Annotated in this window: 25 protein-coding genes and 1 riboswitch; of the genes, 20 read left to right on the forward strand and 5 right to left on the reverse strand. The window is 39.0% G+C overall.

What is annotated here, in order from left to right; translation table 11 throughout:
- Positions 1–454: 454 nt before the first annotated feature.
- The gene (locus J1899_RS04335) at positions 455–1,984 is read left to right on the forward strand and encodes a Na+/H+ antiporter NhaC family protein (RefSeq protein ID WP_214477828.1); all 1,530 of its coding nucleotides are present in this window, start codon (positions 455–457) and stop codon (positions 1,982–1,984) included.
- Between the two features lie 186 nt (positions 1,985–2,170).
- Here J1899_RS04335 and J1899_RS04340 read toward each other — a convergent pair whose 3' ends face one another.
- Positions 2,171–3,529, reverse strand: a complete 1,359-nt coding sequence (locus J1899_RS04340; RefSeq protein WP_214475360.1) for an IS1182 family transposase — start codon at positions 3,527–3,529, stop codon at positions 2,171–2,173.
- 294 nt (positions 3,530–3,823) lie between these two features.
- On the opposite strand from J1899_RS04340, the gene nhaC reads away from it, so the two are divergent.
- From nhaC to J1899_RS04355, 3 genes are all read left to right on the forward strand, one after another.
- Entirely contained in the window at positions 3,824–5,245 is a 1,422-nt protein-coding gene (gene nhaC / locus J1899_RS04345; protein WP_214477829.1) for a Na+/H+ antiporter NhaC, read from the forward strand.
- Positions 5,245–6,111: an MBL fold metallo-hydrolase gene (locus tag J1899_RS04350; RefSeq protein WP_214477830.1), complete on the forward strand. Its 867-nt coding sequence runs from the start codon at positions 5,245–5,247 to the stop codon at positions 6,109–6,111. The genes nhaC and J1899_RS04350 overlap by 1 nt, the downstream gene beginning before the upstream one ends.
- A gap of 251 nt (positions 6,112–6,362) precedes the next feature.
- Entirely contained in the window at positions 6,363–7,346 is a 984-nt protein-coding gene (locus J1899_RS04355; RefSeq protein WP_214478749.1) for a tRNA dihydrouridine synthase, read from the forward strand.
- A gap of 105 nt (positions 7,347–7,451) precedes the next feature.
- Here J1899_RS04355 and J1899_RS04360 read toward each other — a convergent pair whose 3' ends face one another.
- Entirely contained in the window at positions 7,452–7,676 is a 225-nt protein-coding gene (locus J1899_RS04360; protein ID WP_214477831.1) for a DUF2188 domain-containing protein, read from the reverse strand.
- A 128-nt stretch (positions 7,677–7,804) separates the two neighbouring features.
- Positions 7,805–7,927, reverse strand: coding sequence for a hypothetical protein (locus J1899_RS22705; protein ID WP_281420633.1), 123 nt, complete (start codon positions 7,925–7,927; stop codon positions 7,805–7,807).
- A 300-nt stretch (positions 7,928–8,227) separates the two neighbouring features.
- Here J1899_RS22705 and J1899_RS04365 point away from each other — a divergent pair, with 300 nt between their 5' ends.
- The 4 genes from J1899_RS04365 to J1899_RS04380 all read left to right on the forward strand — a co-directional run bounded on the left by J1899_RS04365 (position 8,228) and on the right by J1899_RS04380 (position 13,467).
- Positions 8,228–10,285 (forward strand): catalase, encoded by a 2,058-nt coding sequence (locus J1899_RS04365; protein WP_214477832.1) that lies wholly within the window; start codon positions 8,228–8,230, stop codon positions 10,283–10,285.
- A gap of 145 nt (positions 10,286–10,430) precedes the next feature.
- Positions 10,431–10,515, forward strand: a riboswitch (cyclic di-GMP riboswitch).
- Positions 10,516–10,595: 80 nt separating this feature from the next.
- A complete protein-coding gene (locus tag J1899_RS04370; RefSeq protein WP_214477833.1) occupies positions 10,596–12,011 on the forward strand; it encodes a DUF5667 domain-containing protein in 1,416 nt (471 codons plus the stop codon).
- 285 nt (positions 12,012–12,296) lie between these two features.
- Positions 12,297–12,896, forward strand: coding sequence for a dienelactone hydrolase family protein (locus tag J1899_RS04375; protein WP_214477834.1), 600 nt, complete (start codon positions 12,297–12,299; stop codon positions 12,894–12,896).
- Between the two features lie 379 nt (positions 12,897–13,275).
- Positions 13,276–13,467, forward strand: coding sequence for a hypothetical protein (locus J1899_RS04380; protein WP_214477835.1), 192 nt, complete (start codon positions 13,276–13,278; stop codon positions 13,465–13,467).
- 55 nt (positions 13,468–13,522) lie between these two features.
- Here the strand turns inward: J1899_RS04380 and J1899_RS04385 are convergent, their stop codons facing one another.
- Entirely contained in the window at positions 13,523–14,506 is a 984-nt protein-coding gene (locus J1899_RS04385; RefSeq protein ID WP_214477836.1) for an exonuclease domain-containing protein, read from the reverse strand.
- Between the two features lie 279 nt (positions 14,507–14,785).
- Between J1899_RS04385 and nirB the strand changes: the two genes are divergently transcribed.
- The 11 genes from nirB to J1899_RS04440 all read left to right on the forward strand — a co-directional run bounded on the left by nirB (position 14,786) and on the right by J1899_RS04440 (position 24,948).
- The gene (nirB, locus tag J1899_RS04390; protein ID WP_214477837.1) at positions 14,786–17,200 is read left to right on the forward strand and encodes a nitrite reductase large subunit NirB; all 2,415 of its coding nucleotides are present in this window, start codon (positions 14,786–14,788) and stop codon (positions 17,198–17,200) included.
- 13 nt (positions 17,201–17,213) lie between these two features.
- Positions 17,214–17,525, forward strand: coding sequence for a nitrite reductase small subunit NirD (gene nirD, locus J1899_RS04395; RefSeq protein WP_214477838.1), 312 nt, complete (start codon positions 17,214–17,216; stop codon positions 17,523–17,525).
- A gap of 15 nt (positions 17,526–17,540) precedes the next feature.
- Positions 17,541–18,992 carry a uroporphyrinogen-III C-methyltransferase gene (gene cobA, locus J1899_RS04400; RefSeq protein ID WP_246586581.1) on the forward strand — a complete coding sequence of 484 codons (1,452 nt, stop codon included), beginning with the start codon at positions 17,541–17,543 and terminating at the stop codon, positions 18,990–18,992.
- A gap of 5 nt (positions 18,993–18,997) precedes the next feature.
- A complete protein-coding gene (locus J1899_RS04405; protein WP_246586675.1) occupies positions 18,998–19,717 on the forward strand; it encodes a sirohydrochlorin chelatase in 720 nt (239 codons plus the stop codon).
- Entirely contained in the window at positions 19,717–20,349 is a 633-nt protein-coding gene (locus J1899_RS04410; RefSeq protein ID WP_214477840.1) for an NAD(P)-dependent oxidoreductase, read from the forward strand. Before J1899_RS04405 ends, J1899_RS04410 begins: the two co-directional genes overlap by 1 nt.
- Before the next feature lie 72 nt (positions 20,350–20,421).
- Positions 20,422–20,871 carry a DUF2262 domain-containing protein gene (locus J1899_RS04415; RefSeq protein ID WP_214477841.1) on the forward strand — a complete coding sequence of 150 codons (450 nt, stop codon included), beginning with the start codon at positions 20,422–20,424 and terminating at the stop codon, positions 20,869–20,871.
- A gap of 21 nt (positions 20,872–20,892) precedes the next feature.
- Positions 20,893–21,378: a DUF6985 domain-containing protein gene (locus tag J1899_RS04420; RefSeq protein WP_214477842.1), complete on the forward strand. Its 486-nt coding sequence runs from the start codon at positions 20,893–20,895 to the stop codon at positions 21,376–21,378.
- Between the two features lie 87 nt (positions 21,379–21,465).
- The gene (locus J1899_RS04425) at positions 21,466–22,338 is read left to right on the forward strand and encodes an AraC family transcriptional regulator (RefSeq protein ID WP_214477843.1); all 873 of its coding nucleotides are present in this window, start codon (positions 21,466–21,468) and stop codon (positions 22,336–22,338) included.
- A 284-nt stretch (positions 22,339–22,622) separates the two neighbouring features.
- A complete protein-coding gene (locus tag J1899_RS04430; RefSeq protein ID WP_214477844.1) occupies positions 22,623–23,099 on the forward strand; it encodes a DUF2975 domain-containing protein in 477 nt (158 codons plus the stop codon).
- A gap of 244 nt (positions 23,100–23,343) precedes the next feature.
- Positions 23,344–24,222, forward strand: coding sequence for a YitT family protein (locus J1899_RS04435; RefSeq protein ID WP_425514994.1), 879 nt, complete (start codon positions 23,344–23,346; stop codon positions 24,220–24,222).
- Positions 24,223–24,348: 126 nt separating this feature from the next.
- The gene (locus tag J1899_RS04440) at positions 24,349–24,948 is read left to right on the forward strand and encodes a histidine phosphatase family protein (protein ID WP_214477846.1); all 600 of its coding nucleotides are present in this window, start codon (positions 24,349–24,351) and stop codon (positions 24,946–24,948) included.
- A gap of 170 nt (positions 24,949–25,118) precedes the next feature.
- On the opposite strand, the gene J1899_RS04445 is transcribed toward J1899_RS04440, so the two are convergent.
- On the reverse strand, positions 25,119–26,201 hold the full coding sequence (locus J1899_RS04445; RefSeq protein ID WP_214477847.1) for a GIY-YIG nuclease family protein: 1,083 nt from the start codon (positions 26,199–26,201) through the stop codon (positions 25,119–25,121).
- A 154-nt stretch (positions 26,202–26,355) separates the two neighbouring features.
- Here J1899_RS04445 and J1899_RS04450 point away from each other — a divergent pair, with 154 nt between their 5' ends.
- Positions 26,356–26,733: a hypothetical protein gene (locus J1899_RS04450; protein ID WP_214477848.1), complete on the forward strand. Its 378-nt coding sequence runs from the start codon at positions 26,356–26,358 to the stop codon at positions 26,731–26,733.
- Positions 26,734–26,740: the final 7 nt, after the last annotated feature.

The raw sequence follows: 26,740 nt of genomic DNA on the forward strand, positions 1-26,740 counted from the left end.
TTAAAAATCCTCACTCAATCCACATTAAATGAAATAGTTAACGATACTCCTTTTTTAGATTTAAAGGACAAAGCCATACCCCCAATCATATAAGGCCACTTTATTGAACTAATTCTACAGCCCCAAACCTCATCTTCCGATTCTTCCGCTGAATTTACTCTAGTAGTTTTTATAATTTGTTTTTTTAAAAGTTAGATTAACAAAAATGATGTATATTCTCTTGTAAGATATGAAATAAGTGATATTCAATTAGTGCATTTTATGTATGAAAATTCATTTTAATAAGATGCTGTAAGCGTATGAGAGTTGATTAAAATTTTTATATTTATTCAAAATAGCTTATTGCATTCCACCTTTATATCCCATATAATCTAACTTTAAAGTGGTTTTATAAATTTAACCATTTTATATTTATACATAAATTATGTATATTTATTAATGAGGAGGAATATTTATGGAACACATGGGCTGGATATCAATACTTCCCCCAATTATTGCAATCATTCTTGCCATCATAACAAAGAACGTTGTAGTGTCTCTGTTTTCTGGTGCTTTTATTGGGGTACTCATTCTAGTCGGAGGGAATCCTCTTGAGGCAACGACAGTGACGATCGGAAACTACTTATTTACTCTTGCCGCGGATGGCTACAATGCAGCTATTATTGTTTTATTATTTTTTATTGGCGGATTTGTAGGACTTATGGAAAAGTCGGGCGGTGGAGCCGCTCTTGCAGCGAATACGATTAAATTTATTAATACGAAGGCAAAAGCACAGATTTCGGCTTGGTTCGGAGGAATTATCATCTTCTTCTCCGATTTGGGTACGCCACTTATTGTTGGACCAGTTTTTGAAAAGATCTTTGATAAGGCAAAGATTTCTAGAGAGAAGCTAGCGTGGATTATTGATTCAACGTCTTCACCAGTCGCTGTGTTAATTCCTTTTATTGGATGGGGCGTATACATTATGGGTCTTATTCAAAAGGAATATGAAGCATTAAATATTACGACATCTGAATTTACCACTCTCGTCCAGGTTATACCTTTTCAGTTTTATGCAATATTGGCAGTAGCACTTGTGCCGTTAATTGCTCTTACGAAGTTAGATTTTGGGCCAATGGCAAAAGCTGAGCGCAGAGTTCAAACTTCGGGAGAATTGTACTGGCCAACTTCTAAGCCATTAAGAAGAGCTGAGAATGCTGAAGAAGGAACGGAACACCGGCATGCGATATTAATTTGGCTGCCATTGTTAGTGTTATTTGTTACTCTATTCGCTTTACTGATTTCATATGGGTTCCCATTTGAGCCAGTGGCTGGAAATGATTTTAGGGTTGCTTTAACTACTGCCTATTTATTTGCTGCTATTACGATTATTATCTTAATGCTTGTATATAAGTTGAAGAAATTCAGTGACATTTTTAATATCTATACAACAGGGATGCAAAAGATGGTTTATGTTGCCGTTACGTTAATCCTGGCTTGGTCGCTTGGTCAGGTAATGAAGGAAATGGGTACGGCTAACTTTATTGTTGAAGCTATGAATGGAAATGTGCCTGCATTTATTATCCCAGCCGTTCTATTTTTAGTCGGTGTTTTAATGTCACTTGCATCAGGATCTTCATGGGGGACATATGCTATTATGCTTCCAATCGCTATCCCGATGGCTGTGGCACTTGACGCACATTTATTAGTTTGCATCGGTGCTGTTCTTTCAGGCGGAATCATGGGAGACCATAGTTCACCAATATCAGATACAACGATTTTATCGTCGACTGGAGCTGGTGCAGACCATATCGATCATGTGAAAACACAATTGCCTTATGCACTTCTTAATGCTTCAATTGCGTTTGTTGGCTATATTGTTGCTGGGATCACAGGTAGTGCATTTACTTTAGTATTAGTGTTTGCCTTACTCATTTTATCTATTTTTGTTTTATCTAAGATTCATAGAAAGAAGTATGAGCAATCTGAGGGAATTGGAATATAATTATTACGATTTATTTTAAAAAATTTTGCAGCAGATAGCAGAATAGTTTAAGGATCAATCATATGATTGGTCCTTTCAGATTGTAGACAAAAGGGGTTCGGAATGGTCTCATTCCGAACCCCTTTTGAAGTTTTTTTCTATTTTTATTCCTTTAGAGGACAGAATGCAGCTATCCTATCCTCAGATTTATACTGTTTTTGGGTCCTGCCACGTCCAGTTGGCTATTTTCTTTAAATTCATGGACGCGAAAGTAAGCATCGCTTGCATCGACAATTTTTTAAGTCCCCTTAACGTTGTCCAACGCATTCCATGCTTTTCTTTTGCATCAGCGAAAACACGTTCAATCGTTTCCTTTCGCTTTGCGTATATTGGTTTTACATCTTTGTGATGGCGAAGATGTTCCGCTTCCTCCACATATTCCTGCCAAATATGCCGGGTCACCACTTTTTGGTGATTCTTACTCTGTGTACATTGGTGCAATAATGAACAAGTGGCACAAGTCTGTTTCAATGATTTGTATTCACGGTAGCCTTCCTTGGTGGTAGTTGAATAGTTCAAAATTTTGCCCGCTGGGCAAATATAACAATCAAAATGTTCATCATAAACATATTCGTGCTTTCGGAAGAATCCATCCTTTGTACGTGGTCGTGTATAAGGGAGTGCAGGTGTTATTTCATGTTCAATTAAGTACTTCGTGATGGCAGGTGTTTTATAAGCTGCGTCTGCGGCAACGGCTTCAGGTTTTCCAACTCTATCAATCACTCGTTCAACTAAAGGCTCAAGGATTCCACTATCATGAATGTTTCCTGGTGTAACTATATTTCCTAAGATAAATCCGTTGCGATCAGAGGCGGCATGAAACGAATAAGCAAACTGTTTAGTGCGTTCGTCTTTGACGTAGTAGCCACTTTCTGGGTCTGTGGTACTTTCTTTGATCTCTTTTGTTTCCTCTTTTTCAAATTTATCAGGTGGAAATGGCTTCTTCCCATGATCTTCACGGTCATCGTTGATTTCTGTTTGAAGCTGTTCTTGATATGCGCGTGTTTCCTTACGCACAACTTTCTTCGCAAATTTATGTTTATTCGCGCTTGCTTTTACGTGTGTCGAGTCAATAAAAACATGTTCAGCGCTAATTAATTTCTTTTCCGTGGCCGTTTTTAAGATTCGATAGAAGATCTGTTCAAATAGATCAGTATCTTTAAAACGACGCTCATAGTTTTTACCGAAGGTAGAGAAGTGAGGAACTTTATCATAAAATCCATATCCTAAAAACCAGCGATAAGCCATGTTTGTTTTTAGTTCCTCAATGGTTTGGCGCATGGACCGAATACCGAAGGTATATTGAATAAAAGTAAGCTTTATTAAAATTACCGGGTCAATGCTTGGACGACCTACTTCTGAATATGTATCTTTTACTAAATCATAAATGAAGGAGAAGTCAATTGCAGCCTCCATTTTTCGTACTAAATGGTTTTCAGGTACCAGTTGATCTAACGCAACCATTTCAAGCTGATCACGTTGAATTGAATTATGTTTGGAAAGCATCTTCATCACCTCTAACCTTATTCTCCTTTTATTCTAAAACAAAAAAGACTGTAGGCAAACTCGATTTTCATCGAGTTTGTCTACAGTCTGTAAGGATCAATCATATGATTGGTCCTTTTTTGTGTGAGTAAAAGTTTATCAGTCCTAAACCATATTCATTTGACTAACGAAATAAAATAACTTATGATTATCACAATCAATCACTTAAAAGCATAAAAGCTTTAAAGTGATAAAGTATTTATAAAACTATTAACGTATATAATAGTAGAGTTCATATGATTGGCGGGGGAAAAGGTGAAAAAGAATCTAACTATGTGGAAATCGATTGTTCCTTTATTAGGATTAATCATAGCTGCGGCTTGTTCCATTTTTATATGGGATGCCGGAATGAATTTTCCATTAATCATTGGGGTGATTTTAGCTTCTGCTGTTGCGATTAGCTGCGGATGGAACTGGAGTCAGGTGCAGCAGATGATGGTGAATGGAGTAACAAGGGCTCTGCCAGCTGTGTTTATTTTATTGGTCATCGGCACAATTATTGGATCCTGGATTGCAAGTGGAGTGATTCCGACTATGATTTATTACGGAATTTCTTTAATAAATCCGACCTGGTTTGTTCCGGTTGTTGCTCTCATTACGGGGATTGTTTCTATTACTCTGGGAACTTCCTTTACATCGATCGCAACGGTTGGATTAGCATTTATGGCAATTGGTGAGGGGTTAGGATTTCCGCCGGCTCTAGTTGCAGGTGCCGTTATATCAGGTGCATATTTAGGGGATAAGCTTTCTCCTTTATCAGATACAACCAATGTTGCTGCGGCATTGGTTGATACAGATTTATTCAGTCATATTAAGCACATGCTTTGGGATACGATACCTGCATTTTTAATATCGCTTATTTTGTTTGGGGTATTGGGCAGTTTGGAGTTGGCGAACAGCACAAGCATGGGATCTGAAACCATCGATACAATCATGTCAGGTCTAGAGAATGCTTTTGTGATTCATCCATTATTATTGCTGCTGCCAATTATAACAATCGTTTTGATGCTAAAGCGTGTTCCGGCATTGCCGGCCTTAATGGGTGTCGGCTTATTAGGTGCAGTAATAGCTGTTGTGGTACAAGGAACTTCAGTAAGTTCAATCGTTCAATTTATGACGAGCGGTTTTAAAATAACAACAGGTATCGGAGAGATTGATTCATTATTAAATCGCGGCGGACTATCTTCCATGCTTGGAACTGTTGGGATGCTAATGATTGCTACTGCTCTCGGGGGTATTCTAGAAGAAACGGGAACATTTGAAGTTTTAACAGGTAAGATGATGAAGAAAGTAAAGAGTGCTGGAGCGCTGATCAGTTCTACACTGTTATCCACATTTATTGTTGCATTGGCAAGCGGTGCGCAGTTTTTAGCGATTATATTGCCCGCGAGAACTTTTGTTCAAAAGTATAAAGATATGAACATTGATACGAAAAATCTCTCGAGAACAGTAGAGTCAATGGGGACTGTCGGAATTAATCTTGTGCCTTGGAGTGTTCCTGCTGTATTTGCATCGGGCGTTTTAGGAGTTAGTGCGTGGGAGTTCATTCCATATGCGTTCTTTATTTATCTTGTTCCATTAGTTAACCTGCTTTTTGGTTTTACAGGATGGACAATTGCCAGAAAAGATTACACTAAAGAAGAAGAACTGGTGCATTCAGAAAGGGAAGTTGTCTAGTGAGTGAGGTACTTTTAAGTGTGGCTGGAACTGCACAAGATGGCGGTTTGCCACAAGCGAATTGTTTCTGTAAAAATTGTAAGAGGGCATTAAAAGACTCGAAGTTTAAAAGAACGGCTGCCTCCTTGGCTATTATTTTACCAGAGGAGAAAAAATGGCATCTGATTGAGGCTACTCCTGATCTGCGGGAACAAATGGCACGCTTGCAAATGAGATATGGGCTGGAATCACAGCTGATGAGCAGTATTTTTCTATCGCATGCCCATATTGGTCACTATCCAGGCTTAATGTTCCTAGGAAAAGAAGCGATTAATTCCCGCCAATTGCCAGTAATGGCAGGAGCGAAGATGAAAAAGCTGCTTGAAAATCATGCACCGTGGAGCCAGTTAACAACGCTTGAAAACATCACTGTTCAAGAACTAAAAGACAGACAGCCTGTTTGTGTCTCTTCAGAAGTCACGGTAACTCCAGTATTAGTTCCGCATCGGAATGAGTTTTCTGAGACATTTGCTTTTTGGATTAGTGGTCCCAATAAAAAAGTTTTGTTTATTCCTGATATTGATCGCTGGTATGAATGGGATCTTGATATTCGCGAAGCGGCTAAAGAGGCGGATATTTGTTTTCTTGATGGCACGTTTTATTCTAAAGAGGAAATAGCAAACATTGGTCGCGATTATCGGCAGATCCCCCATCCGCTCATAACAGAGACGATGGAGCTGCTCGAAGATTTAGCTGGGGAAACGGACATTTATTTTACACATCTTAACCATTCAAACCCCGTATTAAATGAAGATGGTTTGCTAAGAAAGCAAATCGAAGCAAAAGGATTTTTTATTGCGGACGAAGAGATGGAAATTAGGATTTAACAGCATGGAGATGTTCAATAATTTTCTGCAGCAAATATTGAAAAATTAGGGTATGTAACCACTGAATTTTAATATCACTACTAGTTAATCTAAGACCTGGAAGATTCCTTCCGGGTCTTTTCCATGAACACATACCTTGTTTTGTTTGGCTTTTCATTGTACTTTATATATTGATGCAAAAAAAATTAAGGTGTTCTATATATATTTTACTTTTATAGTCTTTATATTTTTTGAACGAAAGGATTTTTATGATGATAGATAATTTCTGGCGTGATCTACCACGTCCATTTTTTATACTGGCACCAATGGAGGATGTAACAGATGTGGTGTTCCGCCATGTCGTGAGTGAAGCAGCCAGACCAGATGTATTCTTTACGGAGTTTGCCAATACGGAGAGTTATTGCCACCCAGAGGGGAACGCAAGTGTGCGCGGGCGTTTGACTTTTACAGAGGACGAGCAGCCGATTGTCGCTCATATATGGGGAGATAAGCCTGAGTATTTTCGCCAGATGAGTATTGGGATGGCGAAACAAGGCTTCAAAGGGATTGATATTAATATGGGCTGTCCTGTGCCGAATGTGGCTGATAATGGGAAGGGCAGCGGTCTGATTTGCCGCCCTGAAGTTGCTGCAGAGATTATAGAAGCAGCAAAAGCAGGAGGATTGCCTGTAAGTGTGAAAACAAGACTTGGTTTTACGGAGGTTGATGAGTGGCGCGATTGGCTTACACACATATTGAAACAAGACATCGCGAATCTTTCCATCCACCTGCGTACAAGAGATGAAATGAGCAAAGTGCCTGCTCATTGGGAACTGATTCCCGAAATTAAGAAACTTCGTGACGAAATCGCTCCAGACACACTTTTAACAATCAATGGAGATATCCTTGACAGACAAATGGGCATGGAACTTGTTGAGCAATATGGTGTCGATGGAGTGATGATCGGACGCGGTATTTTCAGCAATCCTTTTGCTTTTGAAAAAGAGAAAAGAGAGCATAGCAGCAAGGAATTGCTTGATCTGTTAAGACTGCATCTGGATCTTCATGATAAACATTCGGCAGAAGAACAGCGTCCATACAAGCCTCTTCCTCGCTTTTTTAAGATATATGTAAAAGGATTCAGAGGGGCAAGTGAACTGAGGAATCAGCTGATGAGTACGAAGTCAACGGATGAAGTGCGTGCTTTGTTGGATGAGTTTGAGGCGAAGAATGCTGACGAGAGTGGAGATAAATAGTATATAACAAGATATAAATAAGCTGCTTCCTGTTAATAAAGTTCATAATATAAATTTTATAAAAGGGCTAGCTCTCTTAAAAAAAGCTAGCCCTTAAATTACTTATTAACCCTTTGGTGGGAAATTATCATTTCCATAGCTATTCTTTTCGCGAATTCTACCAGCTGAATTGTGGATAAGTAGTTCTGATTTATTATTTTTTGCGATGCCTTTAGCAATCGAAATTGCTTCGGCTTGTGTGGATGTAATTCTAGTAGCCTTTAAGTTTCCTGCTCCTTTTACTTGCCATCCACCATTTTTATGTGGAGTTACATGTTGGTTTTTACCCATTATACATCTTACCTTTCAAATTTATTGAGAATATAAATTCTTTTATTTGATTAGGAAGTGCGTTATTATAACAGTACGTATAATACTTTTTGGGCTCTTATTTGTTCGGCAAAACAAATAAGAGCTTTTTATTTTAGCTTTCTTTGAAGCTCTTTTTCTAATTTTTTTACTTCTGATTTAACTTCTCGTTCAATTTTCCTCTGCGCTTGTCTTATCTGGCTTTGAATTCTAATCTTACTAACTCGACGCATTTTCTTTCCTCCTTTCTATCAGATTAATTGTTGGCCTCCCTTCTCTATTAAATTATATCTTCTAATCCCACTTTAATCAATATGTAGTTTATGTTTTTGTATAAAATACTACATATAGTGTTTTGGAGATTGTGTTTTTTGGATATATTTTGCATTTATTAACATTAAGTTAATAGGAAGTTATAAACTCTATATGTGATATATCAGATCAAATTAAACTAAATCCCCATAGTAATACCCAGGATAAATCCGCATATATATTAATGGGTTACCCCCTAAACTCCAAAAGCAGGTGAGAACATGGAGAAACCACCGGAAAACAATAGTAGAGAAGAGCAAAATAAGAAAAATGAACAGCTGGAGCAATATCTAATTAAAAATGCAGACAATCCGATTACAACAAATGAAGGTTTAAAGGTTGCCAATAATGAAAATACCTTAAAAGCGGGAGATCGCGGTCCGGTATTAATGGAGGATTTTCATTTTTTCCAAAAGCAAATGCATTTTGATACGGAACGAATTCCGGAGAGAGTCGTACATGCTCGAGGATTTGGTGTGCATGGTGAATTTGAAGCGTATAAATCGATGAAAAAGTATACTAGAGCTGGATTCCTGCAGGAGAAAGGGCTTAAGACGCCTGTATTTGTGCGGTTTTCTACTGTGCAGGGCGGCAAGGGGTCTATGGATACTGCGCGGGATATACGCGGGTTTGCTGTGAAATTTTATACAGATGAAGGAAATTATGATTTGCTGGGTCTGCAGTTTCCGATTTTTGTGATACATGATGCGTTTAAGTTTGTGGATTCACAGCATGCTCTGAAACCAGAACCGCATAATGATATGCCAACAGCTTCTGCCGCACATGATAACTTTTGGGATTTTGTCGCCAATAATCAGGAATCGGCTCATTTTGTGATGTGGGCGATGTCTGATCGGGCAGTCCCTAGAAGCTATCGAATGATGGAAGGGTTTGGGATTAATATTTTCCGTTTTGTGAATGAAGAGGGGAAGTCGCACTTTGTCCGCTTTCATTGGAAGCCTATGCTTGGTGTGCACTCGCTCCTTAATGAAGAGTCCCTGATTATTGGCGGAGTAGATCCGGATTATCATAGACGCGATCTGAGTGAAGCGATTGAGCGTGGTGCTTATCCTGTCTATGAACTTGGTGTGCAGATGATTGCTGAGGAAGATGAGTTTAAGTTTGATTTCGATGTAATTGATCCTACCAAGGTTTGGCCAGAGGAGATCATTCCTGTTGAAAAAATCGGGAAGATGACTTTGAATCGAAATGTTGATAATTTTTTCGCCGAAACAGAACAGGTTGCTTTTGATGTGACGAATCTAGTTCCTGGCATCAATTTTAGCAATGATCCTATTTTGCAGGGAAGAACCTTTACTTATAAAATAACCCAGCAGCACAGACTTGGCGGATCGAATTATCCTGATCTGCCAATCAATAAATCGATCTGTCCGTTTCATAACAATCAGCGAGACAGCTTTAACAGATATCGTATTGATGTCGATCAAGTAAACTATTTTAGAAACTCTATTGCCAATAACACGCCTGGGCCAACTCCGCCAGAGGAAGGCGGGTTTGTTCATTATCCGGAACAGGTTGAAGGGAAAAAGGTCAAAGCGAGCAGTGAGACTTTCAAGGATTTCTTCTCTCATGCGCGACTATTCTGGAATAGCATGTCAAGCGTTGAAAAGCAGCATATCATCGAGGCATTCAGTTTTGAGCTTGCGAAAGTGAAGAATGAGTCTGTTCGCCAGCAGGTTGTTGATATGTATGTGAACGTCGATAAGGAAATGGCGACAAAGATTGCCGAAAATATTGGCGCAAATCCTCCAGAAGGAGAGAATGTTCCGGTTACCTTGGCTTCGCCTGCACTTAGCCAGGAGAATACACCGCATTATCCTTATACATTAAAAGTGGGTGTCATCATTGCCAATGGCTTTGACGGGGAAGAAGTAAAAAATACGCTTGAAACACTTAATCAAAATGGAGTTTTTGTTGTTTTGATTAGTGAGAAGCTTGGCACTGTTACAGGAGCTGAAGGTACAGTTCTGAAGGTGGATCAAATCTTTGTTTCTACTCATCATACGCTATATGACTCTCTGTATATAGTTGGCGGGGAAAGTGATAATCAAACATCCTTTGATATTAATACTCTAGATTTTATAAACGGAATATACAAATATTATAAGCCAATTGGTGTGGCGACAACGGGACAGTCCTATATTCAGCCTTCTGAATACAATAATTTAGATGGTGTCGTGTTTGCTGCCGAAAATCAAGATTTTGATGAGGAGTTTGTTTCGGCGATTACAGTTAGGCGTTTTTGGGATCGAAAGTAGGATCATTAATTTAATTTTGCAATATCCCATTTCAATAAAGAGATGGGATTATTTTTATTTGGGAAAATTTTCTCTCTAGTAATTTCACCAATAATTGAATATATTTATTTTAAATGACGTGAACGAAATATTTAGTTGTTCCTCATTTGAAAAAAGGCAAATCTACTGAAAAGTAGAGACGCAAAGTCACAGATCTACGGTAGAGATACTAAGATGGCTGGGCTGCCAAATGAAGAATGGAGAAACAACTCAGTTTCATAGAGTTAATTCAAGATTCTTCCTTTACAAAATGGTGTGGAGGGATTTTTTTATGTCGAAAAATTTATTCTCAGTCAGAAATGTTCTTGCAGCGGGTGCTTTTGCTTCCGTTCTTGTTTTAGGAACGGGGCAGGCATTTGCGGAAGAAAATCAGCAGCCTGCAGAGGAAACAGTACAGCAGGATCAAACAGTCGAAACAGAAACAGTACCAACTTCAGATGAAACAACTTCAGAGGATGAAACAACTTCAGAGGATGAAACCATTAAAGATGAAACAACAGAAACTGAAAGCACAAACGAAGTAACAGAGGGCGATCCTTTGGAAGAAACACAAGCAGAAGAAACATCTGAAGAAGAAGAGCCATCTCTTTTGCCTGGTGACTTTTTCTACTTCACTAAAAAGCTAATGGAAAATGTTCAGCTGGCATTAACTTTTGATGAAGTAAAAGAGTCTGAACTGCTGGTAGAATTTGCAGAAGAGCGTATTAAAGAAGTGGAAGCATTACTTGCTGCAGGGGAAGAGGACTTGGCAAATGAGGTTCTTGAACAAGCGATTAAACAACAAGAATTAGCACTGGAAAAATACGAACAATATGCTGAAGAAACAGATGCTGCAGATGGGGAAACAGCAGAAACTCCAGAGGAAGAATCAGCAGAGTCAGGAGAAGGTGAACTGGCAGAGGAACAAGAAGTAGAAGTGGATCCAGTTCGTGCCGCTATTGAAGAAAAGTTTGCTGCCAACCTGCTAGCTTTACAATCTGTTTTAAACAAAGTTGAAAATCCAACAGCAAAAGAAGCTTTAGAGAAGAATATTGTAAAAGCTCAAGAGCACTTTGAGAAAAAGGTTAATAAAAAATTAGCGAAGCTAGAAGAAAAAGAACAAAAGGCGGATAAGAAGCGAACGAAGCTTGAGGATCAGTTAGCATCAGGTGAAATAGATGAAGAAACATACAACGAAGAGCTTGCTGAAATAAATGAAGAGTTAACAGAAGAAAAAGCTGAGACTGTGGAAGAAATCAATGAAGAGGCAGAAGAAGCAGTGAAAAAAATTAATGAAGCTGCAGTCGTAGAAACTGAAGATAAAGATCAGAACAAAGAAGACAAATCTGATTCTAAAGCGAGTAAAAAGTCTGAAGAGAAAAAGCCCGAGGCTTTAAAGAAAGAAGAAGAAGCAAAGAAAAAGGCTGAGGAAAAACAGCGTCAAAAAGAAATAAAGGCTCAACAACAAGCACAAAAGCAAGCGGAAAAACAACGTGCGGAAGCTCAAAAACAAGCTGAAAAAGAACAGGAACAATTAAAGAAACAGGAACAGAAAGCGAAAGAAGAGGCTAAAAAGGCTGAGGAAAAGCAGCGTGAACAAGCCCAAAAGCAAGCTGAAAAAGAACAAGAGAAATTAAAGAAACAAGAAGAGAAAGCAAATAAAGAGAAGAAAGCTGAAGAAAAGGCTAACGAAAATAAGAAGGAATAGTAAACAAGGTGTTTCATGAATATGGAATTTACAAGGAGAAAGAGAACAGTATAGAACAGGAGCCGTTTGGTTCCTGTTTTTCTATATAAAAAATTTAATAATAGAACAGAAGGAAAATATGGTACTTTTATATTGAACATGCAAAGAATGGCTTAATAGAAAATGACGGGCAGCTAAACTTTATGTGATTCTCCCGCTTTGTAAAAAATTGGCCACATGTTGTTTGTGAAGAACATTTCCGATTTTGTCATGTAAACTTATAAATTTTCGATAGAGGTGTCATCAGTGTTCCAGATAAAAAAACAATCTGATACGGTAGTCATTGTGCTTCATGAAATCTATGGGATCAATCAGCATATCAAGGATGTTTGTCAATCGTTATCAGAACATGGACTTGATATCATATGTCCAAATTTTCTCGAACAAGAAGTTCCTTTTAAATATGATCAAGAAGAAATGGCTTATCAAAGTTTTATTAACAAAATCGATATGCAAGCTACTTTAAAAATCGTGAAGAATATAGCAGATGAAGTGAAGGGTCAATATAGAATAATATTTTTGCTTGGTTTTAGTATTGGAGCGACAATTGCCTGGTTATGCAGTACTGAAAAACACATAGATGGAATTGTTGGATATTATGGTTCACGGATAAGAAAGTATCCGGAAGTGTCTCCGGTATGCCCTTCCATGCTCTTTTTCCCGGAAAGAGAAACTTCGTTTAATGTAGATGAATTAATTGATATTTTGAATAAAAGAGATAACGTTAAGATCCATAAAATGAATGGCCTCCATGGATTTAGTGATCCGTATTCTCAAAAATACAATAAAGAATCAGCACAGAGAGCAGAAGGAGAAATGATTCGCTTCCTTAAGAAACAGGTTTAAGGAAAGCCTAGTTTCCAATTAACTTAGAAGTTAAGGAGTGTATTTATGCAAAAAAGCAGTTCTATTAAATATTCTGTACTAGTTTCTTTTGAAAAATCTATATAACAGTTTTTTCTTCAATTGTTAAATAGCCTCACAATATAAAAGGAGTGTTGAAAAGAAAACATTTCAACGGATAAATATAACTTTTATTGTGAATAACTGAACATGATACAGTTGTATAAATTTAATGAAACAGAGTAATTTTAAGAAAATAAAAGAATTTGGAATAAAAAGAGTTATTATCAAGGATGATTAACGCTTACATGAGTGAAAATCGACTTTGAGGATTTCAGTTTTCTCCTTTAGAATAGGGTTACGAACAAAAGGAGGCTATAAAATGAAAACATTATTTAAAATGTTATCAGATTATGGGAAGTTTAACTATGAGCAAATCAAGGAAAGCATTCCAGAGCCAAACGAAGAGTCACGTTATGTTGTTTACTACGGATCACTGATGGAACCATCAACAACTACAAAGACAAATAATATAAAGCATTATCCTAAATTTGAAAAGCCGATTACGCTGTAATCGGCTTTTTCTTTTGCAGTTTCGGTATGCTTGTGAAACAAGAAAATCCGGGGCGTCACTGTGACTGCTTAAAACTCAAACTCATCCGCCCAGCTATCAGTTTTCGGAAGTGTTCTTCATTGATTATTTTAATCGGCAGACCTTCTGCCTGGAGTGCAGCCGCCTTTTTTTCCTTCGAGCTCACACCAGCACTGCCAACCAGTGCTTTATCCTGTGTGCCGACAACAAGATAACTGGTTTGTTTTGTTACACCGCTTTTAAGCAATCCGCCATGATCCACAACCTGCTGCATGGCTTCCGCACGATCCATCCCAGCTAATTCACCTGTAAATACAATATGTTTTCCGTAAAGAGGATGCTGTTCATCAAACTCTGTTTTGCTTGTTGTAATAGAAGAAATCACTGGAGCACTGGCAAACCGTTTCTTTGCTGGTACCGCTGTTTTTTTACCGAAAGTAGTTTGGTGCTTTAATTCTGAAAAGGACTTTAACGAAACAGAACGATAGGTGCTTAAAAATGTTTCCAGTGATTTACGTCTTTTTGCTTTGACACAGTTGATGACAAGCTGTGCACATGTAATTGCATCTGATAAAGCATGATGATGCTGATCTAATTGGACGCCAAAACGTTCAGCTCGATCCTTGAGAGAGCCGCTGACTCTTTCACGGCCAAGTGCACATGAGCTGATGGGAATACTGCATGCATAAGTGAATTCAGGGATATCCAGTTTGTATGTGAGCAAGCAGTTTTTCAGCACACTCATATCAAACTGAGCATTATGAGCAATTATGAGATGCTCTCCTTGAAAATATTGCTGAATCTCCTTCCACACTTCATCAAATGTAGGTGCATTTCTAACATCATCTTCAGTAATTCCATGCACCCGCACCATCCCAGGATCCATGAACAATGTTGGAGGCTGAATAAGATAATATTTTTCGTCTATAATTGAGTTGTTTTGAACAAATGCCATTCCGATTGAACAGGCGCTGTCCAGACGGTTATTGGCAATTTCAAAGTCAATCGCAATAAAATCCATCGTTTTTCTCCCTTCATACAGAGATTGTTTATTCATAGTTTAATAGAAAAAGCAGGGAAAATCCAAGTGGAGGGTTTTACCTGTGAAACAAGAAAATTCGGGGCGTCACTGTGACCGTGTCCAAATTGTGAACCAAAAACCAATAAAATTAAATATTGTGAAGTTCTTCACACAATAAATTCTAGTTATCTTGTATAATAAACCTATAAACAATATACCTAAAGAAGAAACCTATCGCATGTATATGTGAAACATTGAGCAAACTTAGGAGGTTATAAAATGAAAAAACAATTAGTAATGATCGGGAACGGCATGGCGGGCGTAAGAGCAATCGAAGAAATTCTTAAATTAAATAAAGAAGAATTTGAAATGACGATCTTTGGAAAAGAGCCATATCCTAACTATAACCGCATCCAGTTATCACATGTGCTGCAGGGTGATACAACAGTGGAAGAGATCATCATGAATGATTGGGATTGGTATAAGGAGAATCATATTCAGCTATTTACAAACGAAAGCATTGTGAAAATCAATCCTGAAAACAAAACAGTGGAGAGCAGCAATGGGCGTATCACTGCATATGACAAGTTAATTATAGCGACAGGTTCGAGTCCGTTTATTCTGCCAGTAAAGGGTGCAGAAAAACAGGGCGTAACTGGTTTTCGTGATATACATGATTGTGAAGTAATGATCAAGACGGCAGAGTCTTATAAAAAAGCGGTTGTCATTGGCGGAGGTCTGCTAGGACTTGAAGCAGCACGCGGTCTAATTGATCTTGGCATGACGGTTGATGTGGTTCACTTAATGCCGCATCTAATGGAAAGGCAGCTTGATCCAACAGCATCACAAATGCTGCAGAGAGAACTTGAAAGCCAGGGAATGAACTTCCTGATGGAAAAACAGACAGAAGAAATCCTCGGTGAGGACCGGGTAACTGGCATTCGTTTCACAGATGGAAGCGAAACGGCTGCTGATTTAGTCGTCATGGCTGTTGGAATTAAACCGAATATTGAGGTTGCAGCGGCATGTGGCCTGGAAGTGAATCGCGGAATTGTCGTCAACGACTATATTGAAACAAGTATTCCTGATATTTATGCAGTCGGCGAATGTGCAGAGCACCGGGAAGTCACATATGGTCTTGTAGCTCCATTATATGAGCAAGCAAAAGTGCTTGCAGAAACAATCGTTGGCAAACGCGAAAGTACTTATGAAGGTTCAATTACGGGCACACAATTAAAGGTCTCTGGTGTGGACTTATATTCTGCCGGAGAAATAATGGATGACCCATCTGTAAAAGCGATCAAAGTTCACAATGAATTTGATGGCATTTATAAGAAAATTCTTGTCCGTGACAACAAGATTGCAGGAATTGTTCTTTATGGTAATACAAAGGACAGCAGCAAGCTATTCCGGATGATGATGGGCAAAGAAGAAATTACCGACCTTACAGACATCTCTCTTCTGCAGAAAGCAGGAGAGGAAGGAGCCGAGGATATCGGTTCGATCCCGGCTGATGAAGTGGTTTGCGGCTGTAATGGTGTGACAAAAGGGACCATCGTTAAAGCCATCCAAACACAAGGCTTAACAACATTAAACCAAGTTTCCGGTTGCACAAATGCCGGCAGATCCTGCGGACGCTGTAAACCGCTTGTGAATGACATTTTAATGCATACACTTGGCGACAGCTTTGATGCTTCTCTTGCAAAAGATTCGCTTTGCGGCTGTACAGCACTCAGCCGGGATGAAGTCGTAGAAGAAATTCGCACAAAAGGCTTAACAGCAGTAAAAGAAGTGATGAACGTTCTCGAATGGAAGCAGGAGGAAGGCTGCAGCAAATGCCGCCCAGCGATCAATTACTTCCTGGGCATGGTTCATATGGATGCTTACGAGGATGACCGCGATTCTCGACTTGTAAATGAAAAAATGCATGCAAACATTCAAAAGGATGGCACATACTCTGTTGTACCACGGATGTATGGCGGCGTGACAAATGCAAAAGATTTAATGAAAATTGCCCAAATCGCTGAAAAATATAATGTTCCACTTGTGAAGTTAACAGGAGGACAGAGAATCGGCCTGTTTGGCGTAAAACGTGAGGACCTGACAGCTGTATGGCAGGAGCTTGATATGCCATCTGGATATGCGTACGGAAAAACATTAAGAACAGTTAAAACCTGTGTTGGCTCCCAATTCTGCCGCTTTGGCACACAGGATTCCATGTCACTCGGAATGGAGCTTGAGAAGAAATTTGAACGGCTTGATACACCTCATAAAGTGAAGATGGGCGTATCTGCCTGCCCGAGAAACTGTGCAGAATCAGGCATTAAAGACTTAGGATATGTAGGAATTGACGGCGGCTGGGAGATCTATGTTGGTGGAAACGGCGGTACAGATCTGCGTGCAGGCGATCTAGCGTGGACCGTCACAACAGAAGCAGAGGTAATGGAATACTCCAGCGCATTTTTGCAGTATTACCGTGAAACAGCAAACTATCTGGAACGGACTTCCACATGGCTTGAAAGACTTGGCTTAGATCATGTAAAAGCTCACTTGGCTGATAAAAACATACGAGAAAAGCTGAATGATCGTCTTGACCAAACATTACAGCGCTACAATGAGCCGTGGAAGCAAGCGATAGAAGATCAAAAAGTAAATGAAAAATATTACTCTACTAAAGAAGTAGAACTAGTTTAAGGAGGCTGATCAAATGAGAAGAATTGAAGTTTATCCATATTCAAAGTTATACGAACAAATGGGGCAGCCGGTAACGGTTGGCGATTCCAATATCGCATTATTCAAACTTTCAAATGGAGAAGTGCATGCAATAGAAAATAGGAGCCCCCATCCAAAAGGCGGTATTTTATCTGAGGGGCTTGTGAGCGGGCATTATGTTTTCTGTCCGCTCTATGATTGGAAAATCTCGCTGCTGGACGGACTTGTGCAAAGTCCAGATACCGGAAGCGTAAAAAAGTATGAAGTAAAAGTAGAGGGTGACAAGGTATATATTTTGCTAGATTAATGGAAAGGGTGAAGCATGATGAACAAAGGGAAGGTATTTTTAGTCGGAGCAGGACCGGGGGATCTGAAACTCATTACAGTAAAAGGGATGGAAGCCATCACCAAGGCTGATGTCATTCTCTATGATCGATTGCTGAACCCGCAATTATTAATGGAAGCTAAGGAAAATTGTGAATTTATTTATAGCGGTAAGCTGCCGGATCGCCATATTTTACGGCAGGAAACCATTAATAGCCTGCTGGTTGAAAAAGCGCTGGAAGGAAAAACAGTCGTCCGCTTAAAAGGAGGCGACCCTTCCGTCTTCGGGAGAGTTGGCGAAGAAGCGGAAGAACTTGCTATTAATGAAATAGAATATGAAATTGTTCCCGGAATCACTTCCGGGATAGCGGCAGCCGCTTATGCGGGCATCCCTGTTACACACCGTGCGTATGCAGGATCTTTCGCTGTTGTGACTGCGCATGATCAATCAGCTGACGGCAAGCCAAGCATCAATTGGGCTGGCCTGGCACAGGGGGTGGATACGATCGCCTTTTATATGGGCATTAAAAACCTTCCTTTCATTTGCGAAAATTTAACAGCATACGGGAAGTCGCCTGATACACCTGTTATCTTAATTCAGTGGGGCACGTATGGAAGACAAAAGACGCTAGAAGGCACACTTGCGACCATTGCAGAGCTTGCAAAAGAACAGCAATTCTTAAATCCAGCGATAACACTAGTTGGTGAGATTGTGAAACTAAGAGAAAAATTGAACTGGTTTGAAAAGAAACCGATGTACGGAAGACAGATTCTGCTTGCCCGCTCAGGGGTGACAGAAAGCCGAATTGCTAATAAGCTTCGCGATCTTGGTGCCGATGTAATCGAATTTCCGAAAATGAAAGCAAAAAAAGAAAGAGTGGAACTGCCAAATCTCAGCGAGTACAGTAACATTTTGTTTACCTCTCCAGAAAGTGTGGATGATTTCTTTGCCCTTTTAAAAGAGGAAAAACTGGACATTCGTTCTGTCCCAAGGAATGTGTATGGCGCCTCAAGCAAGTCGATCGCAAAGCTTGCGCAGTTCGGAATTATGGCATCAAATATGCCTGAAGATGTAAATCAAAATCAACTGTTAGTCATTGGCGAGAAAAACATAGAGCCGGTATATGAAAATGCACATTACTTTTATACACATGAAATGATCATAGACGAGAGCTATTTCCCGATATATAACCGCCTGTTTGAGGACGCAGCGATAGAAAGTGTCATCATCCCGAGCGGCAGGGCATTTACAACAATGATGACAGCGGCGAAGAAAATGAACATGGAACCAGCCTCCTTTTTAAAAGGGAAAATGCTATACTGTATGGGAAAAAAGAGCAGCAATGCAACCTCGGAATTAACGAATGAACATATTACAATTCCCGAAAAGCCGACAGCTGATGAGCTGCTCCATATGATGATTTCTCAGGGCAAGGAGCTGACACGTTGAAAGCAGTGTTGTATATCGGGCATGGCAGCCGAAACTCCAGCAGCAATGAAGAATTCCATGCCTTTATTCAGGAAGTTAAACCGCATATTAATGCAGCGATACAGGAGGTAGGATTTCTTGAAAATGCGTCACCCTCCATTTCAGAAGCAGTTGCAGCATGTGTTGAAAAAGGTGCTTCGGAACTCTTTGTTATGCCTGTTTTACTTTTAGCTGGTATTCACGGTAAAGAGGATATTCCTAAAGAAATTGCAAAAATGAAGGAACGCTACCCACATATGTTATTTCGGTATGGAAGAGAACTAGGGGCTGATCCTCTCGCTGCTAAAATTTTGGCAGAGCGTGTGCAAGAAAAGAATTTTAGTGAACATAACAGCAAAAAAGCGTTACTGCTGGTCGGACATGGAAGCAGGATAAAGGAAAGCGAAAGGCAACTATCTGAGCTTAGTAATCTATTGAAAGCAGAATTAAATAGCCAGCATGTTTTTCCCTGTTTTTTAAAAGAAAGCAGTCCAGGCTACCAGGAAGAACTGCATAATGTTGTGGAGTCAGGGTATGAAACGATATACACAATTCCGCATTTGCTTTTTACCGGTATTTTCACAAAAAGAATCAAAGAACTGGCAGAAGGCGCTTCTGCTGATGTCATTCACTGTGAGCCGCTTGGATTTCATCCAAGACTGGCAGAATTACTTGTAAAAAGAACGAAAGGGGAGTTCGGAAACTGATGCTGTATCCAATGATGATGAACTTAAAAGGAAAGAGTGCAGCCGTCATCGGCGGCGGGGGTATTGCCGAACGAAAAGCAGCAGGACTTTTAGAAGCAGGTGCAGCGGTGACAATCATCAGCCCCCGAGTGACAGCTGGTTTGGGTAAATTAATTTCCGAAGAAGAATGCATCTGGAAAGAAAAATGCTTCGAAAACGATGATGCAGCAGGTTTTTTCATAATCATTGCCGCTACAGACAATCCAATGGTGAATCGAGAGGTGAAACAGGCCGCATCTGACAATCAGCTTGTGTTAATGATAGACGACCCCTATCTGTCTGATTTCCAAGTCCCTGCAATGGTTAGACGCGGAAAATTGACCCTAACAGTTTCGACTGATGGAGCAAGTCCCAAGCTCGCAAAAAAGATAAAAAAACAGCTTTCCCAAACGTATGACGAAAGATATGAAAACTATCTCGAGTTTCTGCAACAGTCAAGGCGATTTATTCTGGAGAATGTTCGAGACCCAGCATGGAAAAACCGCTTGCTGGAGCAGATGATCAGTGAGGAATTTTTACATGAAACTGACAGAAAGGCAGCATTTCAAAAACTATATGAGAGCTATTTAAAAGAGTCTAAACAATGTGATTAGGCTCTTTTTCATTGCCAAAATGATGGAAATCAGTCCTTCACATACAATAAAATAAAAAGAAGGAGTGATAACGTGGAGAGGAAGTTAGAAATCCCAGTAATAGGTATGTTTACATACAGCCAAGAATTTAAGAGCTATGAACATCATTTGAGTCCCATCCATTGGTCCATCTCAACAGAAGCTGACATAGGTGAAAATATAAAAATAGCAGAAAAACTGTTTACTAATTTAGAAGCTTTTAACCAAAAAGCAAAGCAAAAAATCGCGGAAGAGCTCATTGATTTAAAAAACGAGCACTGGTTTGAATATGATGAAAACGATGAAAATCTGGATTGGAATGCTGTGGATGCGGGTGTATATGATACTTCAATAGTTGAGTTTGCTGAAGCCATCACTCTGCTAGATATTGAGATTAATCAGAACGGTATTTATTGCGAATATGAAGATGGTGAATTATTCGGAGGTCATCGTATTCATGCTCATTTTGATAAAAAGGGAGTATTTTTGAAGGCAGATATTTGATGAGGCTGGGAGATGATAAATGTGATTGAGAATTTGATTAAAGATGAACATGGTATCTACGGAAATATGCATTGCAAATGGTTAGAACAGCAGTTAGAGGTCATGATTGAAAAGGGTGTAAGCATTGAATATGCCAGCCTTTGTGCTGACTCCTTAAATTCTGTCGATGATAACCTTTTGAATGATGTTTGCAGAGCGGCGATTGCTTATGCTGATGATTTCTGCGAAATGGTTGGGCAGGAACCGCCAAAGGTTAATACGATCAGAGAGATCCTGCAGTACATTGAATTTGACACTCTCCAGATTGATGAACCAGAAGATGAAAGCACCCCCGTGGTCCACCTAGGTGGAGGCTGTGACTGGGAACCGGAGCATGGAATAGAATTGATTATCCGTAATGGTGAATTAATCTATTTAGGAGCTTACAATGGAGAATGGGCATGGGGTAATCCAGAACACTATGAGGAAGATTATAACTATGCATATATAATCAAGGATAAAAAATAAAGAATAAATCCGACAGAAAACGTTTCTGATCCATCGGGTATCCGATTTTAATCGTTTTTATAATGAATATAGGAAGGGGGAGAAGATATGCTGAAAAGAATGAATGAGGCATTGGATTATATAGAAGCTCACTTGAATGATGAGATTGATTATACCGAAGTAGAAAAAATAACAGGAACCTCCATTTATCATTTTCGAAGAATGTTTTCCTTTCTAGCTGGGATGTCATTAGGAGAGTATGTCCGTAACCGCAAGCTATCTAACGCTACTTTTGATCTGCAGCATGAAGGAAAAAGCGTCACAGAAACAGCCTTCAAATATGGATATGAATCTGTGGATGGATTTTCGCGTGCGTTCAGGGATTGGTCTGGAATCAGTCCCTCTGAAGTCAAAAAAACAAACATGCTTAAAGCATTTCCTAAGCTCTCCTTCCAACTAACGATTCAGGGAGGAAACAATATGGATTACCGAATACAGCAAAAAGAAGCTTTTAAAATTGCGGGCGTGAAAAAGAGAGTTCCGATTCAATTCCAAGGAGAAAATCAGGAAATCATAAAACTTGCTCAAAGCATTACACCTCAGCAAAGAGAACAAATGCGCAGCCTGTCAAACCTAGAGCCGCATCAAGTCGTAAATGCATCCTATCATTTTGATGCTGAGCGCATGGAGGAAAAGGGAAGCCTTGATCATATGATTGGTGTTTTAACAGACAGTCAATCGGATTTTGATGAGTTAGATGTAATTGAGGTGCCAAAACTAACTTGGGCTATATTTTCATCAGAAGGTGAGTTCCCAAAAACTATGCAAGAAACCTGGGGGAAAATAGCAGCAGAATGGCTTCCTTCTTCAGATTACGAATTAGTAGAAGCACCAGAGATCTCTTTTACAGGTGACTTATCGGATCGAAGCAATGTTTATAGTGAGATTTGGATTGCGGTGAAGAGGAGAAATAGTGTCTGATGCAGAGAACAATGTAGGGCGAGGAAACTGGTGAGTATCCTTCCCGGCAGCTCCAAGTATGAAGGCTAAAGGGGAGGAAATACCAACCTAAATAAAAAGAAGCAGGAACCGCATAGGTCCTGCTTCTTTTAGCATAACCGCGCATAATTATTACATCAACAAAAAAGATCCAAATATTTATAGTAAATGATCAAAAGGAAAATAACGTTTATTAACAAATATTTATTGAAAAACAATAAATCCTTTTGTAAAATAGAATTAAAAGGAAGTGATGGGGGTATTTTATGAAACAAGGTAAGATCTTTTTGTTAAAGGCAGCCGTTTATGTTATGGGAATCGTTATCCTGTGTTTATGTGTTTTTGCTTTACCAACACTTGCTCATGAGGCAGCAGCTATGAATCCAGAGTTTGCTTACTTGCAGTATCCGGTGTTGATTGGTTTGTACCTTACAGCTATCCCCTTTTTTTATGCGCTCTATCAGGCATTAAAACTGCTGAATAATTTAATTAACAATCTTGGTTTTTCAAAAACAGCTGTACATTCATTAGGCATGATAAAACACTGTGCAGGTTCAATTATCATCATTTATGTAATAGGAATGCTCTTTCTTGTGACGCAAAATGCACTGCATCCAGGTGTGGCATTAATAGGACTAGCCATTCTCTTTTTAACAATAATGATTCTCCTTTTTTCAGCAGTTCTTCAGGATCTTTTAAAAAAGGTAATGAGCTTAAAATCGGAAAATGAGTTGATTATTTGATAAAGATTTTTCGAGTTTGCTTGTATGTTTAAAGAGGATCCTTATAAAGGATGCTTTTTTTTTCTAAATAAATAACACAAGATAAACATACATCGGCTTTGAATGCTTCCCATCACTTTTTCTTCAAATAGAAACTTGCCTTCTCATAAGTGCGCCTTTTTATTTCTCACAATCAAAACAGCTAGCAATACTAAATAAAAATGTGTAAAGTAAAAAGAGAATGAAAAGAAGAAAGGATAATTCAATGAGCAAAAAAATCACTACAGAGAAGAAAAGTAATATGTTTAAGAAAATATTAAGAGGATTAGCCGTTATTATCGGGGGCTTTATTACGGCATACGGGCTAGAGGCCATCTTGATACCAAACTCAGTGTCTGACGGTGGTATTACAGGTCTTAGTATCGTTGGATCACAGGTGTTTGGCCTTCCATTAGGCGTTTTAATCGCAGTATTAAATATTCCATTTGTCTTTCTGGGCTACAAACAAATCGGTAAAAGCTTTGCCATTTATTCGGTTATTGGGATTGCGTCATTGGCATTCAGTACTGTTCTGATGCACCATATCTCACCGATCATCGAAGGAGATACACTGCTCGTAACGGTAATTGGCGGTATTGTGATTGGTTTTGGAATGGGATTGGCATTAAGAAATGGGGGAGCATTGGATGGCATTGATATGCTGGCTGTTTTGCTGTCCAGGAAATTGCCGTTTGGTACAAGTGACCTTATTTTATTCTTAAATATGTTTGTTTTTATTGTTGTTTCATTCGTCTTTGGTCTTCAAGGTGCTTTCCTTTCCGCCATCGCTTATTACATAGCTTCTAAAGTTATTCACGCTGTTGAAGAAGGATTGAGCGGTTCTAAAACGTATAAAATTCTTACAAGCAAACCAGAAATCATGGTTGAAACGATTCGCGACCGTTTAGGCCGCAGTGCTACTTATAATGAAGTGCAGGGCGGTTATACAAATGAGAAATTTAAAGAAATTACGTGTATTGTGAACCGCTTAGAAGATAGTAAAATGAAAGAAATCATCAATGAAATCGATCCAAATTCCTTCGTAGCTGTATACGATGTGGCCGAAGTAAAGGGCGGTAACTTTAAGAAGCGTGATATTCATTAATGCAGTTTGCTGATACATAATTGCAGAAATTGAGGCTGAATCCTATTTGGATTTGGTCTTTTTTAGAAGATGCGTGTAAAGGACTAAATGGAGTTTATGAAAAAACTGAATGAGGAGGCGTACCGTGTGGAATTATTATTGATTAGGCATGGCCAATCAGAAGCAGATATACTTGATGTTCACGAAGGAAGAGCAGATTTCCCTTTAACTGAAATAGGGGAAGAACAAGCACAAAAAATGGCTCAGTTTGTGAGAGAACATTATAAACCGGAGATCATTCTTGCCAGTCCATTGAAGAGAGCGAAAAAAACTGCTGGTATTCTGCAAGAGGCAATCAGCTGTGAATTAATTGAAGAGGAGGATCTAATGGAGCTTCATAATGGAGTATTAGCAGGACTCCCGAGAAAAGAAGCAATAATCAAATATCCTTTGCCAAAAGGAGGTCGACCTCTTCATGTGCCGATTCCGGAAGGAGAATCGGAATTGGACTTCCGTTTAAGAGTCGAAAGGATATTTCATAAGATCATTCATGATTATCAGCAACACGGAAGGATCGCTGTCGTATCACATGGAGGCTTTATTTCTAATTTCTTCAAGGCGTTTTTAAATCTGCCAATTAATAGTGAGGCTATATTTTATACCGGTGATACAGGCATGCACCTTGTAGAGATCAGCGAAAGAGGAAGAATCATTAAGTTTCTTAATAAGCAGGATCATCTAGTATAATTAAGTGAATTGGGGTAAAGCATTGACACTTTGCTCACTGACTGCAATGTAATGGTGCGAGACTCCTGCTAAGGAGGGTAGGGAGATGGACCAAATTAGGCCCCTCTCCCGTACGCCGGAAAGCGAGTACCAATGCAGTGGAAATCACTTATTACTGCAATAAAAATAAACTAGATCACTTCCGTTGTCTTGGAATCCAGCAAATCATTAACGGCCTGTTCAATGCCAGTATCCTTTCCGCCATACAGCTTCTGCTCAGGGATAATGACATATTCACAGGCATTGCTATTCAAATAACTGTAGATAATCTGCGCTTCATCCAGCTCATCCTGATTGATTTCCGTCGGTGGCAGTGATCCTGTTTTTAAATAAGGCTGAAGATGGGTCAGGATCAACTGTTTAAGATGTTCCTCTCTTAAGTCATATCTCTGTTTGTACAGCACTTTATTTCTCCTGATTAAAAACAGTTTCATCTTGTTTTCTTCTAAGTACTCCATTACGAGAATATAGTTGTTTTCGCTTGTGAATTGGAGAACCTGTCCTTTTTTATATAGAATCTCTGCAGATTTCAGCCATGTTTTAATCTCTGCAGCCATTTCAAAGTGAAAGTCTCCCGCCGCTTCAATCATCTTTTCTTCCATCTCATGAAGGATCTTCGTATCTGCTCCATGAAGTAAATCTATGATTTTATCTAGAATCCTCCGGTATTCCTCCATTGCTGAGCTTTTAAAACAAATCCCTATACACTTGCCAATTGTATAGTTAAAGCAGGGTGTACGATGATTCATTGGGTGATTACAATCCATTTTATAAAATAGCTTCATCCCGTTTAATGCATTTTCTATCGTTCTTTGGCCGGTATAAGGTCCAAAGTAAAGGGAGCCATCGTCAATTTTTTTTGTGTTTGTCAGCTTAATAGACGGGGAGTGTGTATCCCGTTGAATTTTTAGATAAGAGTAAGATTTAGGTGTTTTCATCTTTCTGTTATAGCTTGGCTTTAGTTCCTTAATTAGTTCACACTCAAGCATGAAAGCCTCGAATTCAGTATCCGTTAAGATATAGTCAAAGTCTGTTAAGTGGTCAACTAATCTCTCAACTTTTTTTGTATGATTCTTAGAGTGATTCATATAAGATTGCACTCTGCTTTTTAAACTTTTTGATTTTCCCACATATATAATATGATCCGATGAATCTTTCATTAAATATACACCTGGAGAAGAGGGAAGCTGCTTTGCCTTATCCTTGATATTCATCGATCATCACTCCACTCTCAATACTTTTTATCATTGTACATTAGAATATTTAAAAACAATAAAGGAAAATAAGTTCTTATGAGAATAACATAACAAAAAATCAGTCATGAACCTCTGCTTAAACGTATAAGTTACGGTAGGAGGTGTTCAGTTAGTGGTTACTGTTTTATCCATAACTGCTGCAGTTATTTTTCTCTTGATCGCTATTTTTCAGGTGCTGCTGGCACTTGGTTTTCCGTTAGGAGAATTTGCGCTTGGAGGCTTTCATAAGGTCCTGCCAAAAAAACTGCGTTTTGTAAGTATAGGAAATGCCGTCATTTTGTTTTTATTTGCATGGATTTTTTTACAGCATGCATCTGTTTTAGAAAGTATTTTGCCTTTTTCAACACATGTGTTTGTTTGGATCATTGCCATTTTTTTAGCATTAAACTCGATCGCAAATTTGTTCTCTGTTAGTAAAAAAGAGAAATACGTCATGACCCCTTTATCTGCTGCAGCGTGTATCTTATGTTTCTGGATTGCTCTAATATAAAACTTTC

Source organism: Cytobacillus gottheilii, from assembly GCF_018582665.1.
Lineage (GTDB): Bacteria > Bacillota > Bacilli > Bacillales > Cytobacillaceae > Cytobacillus > Cytobacillus gottheilii.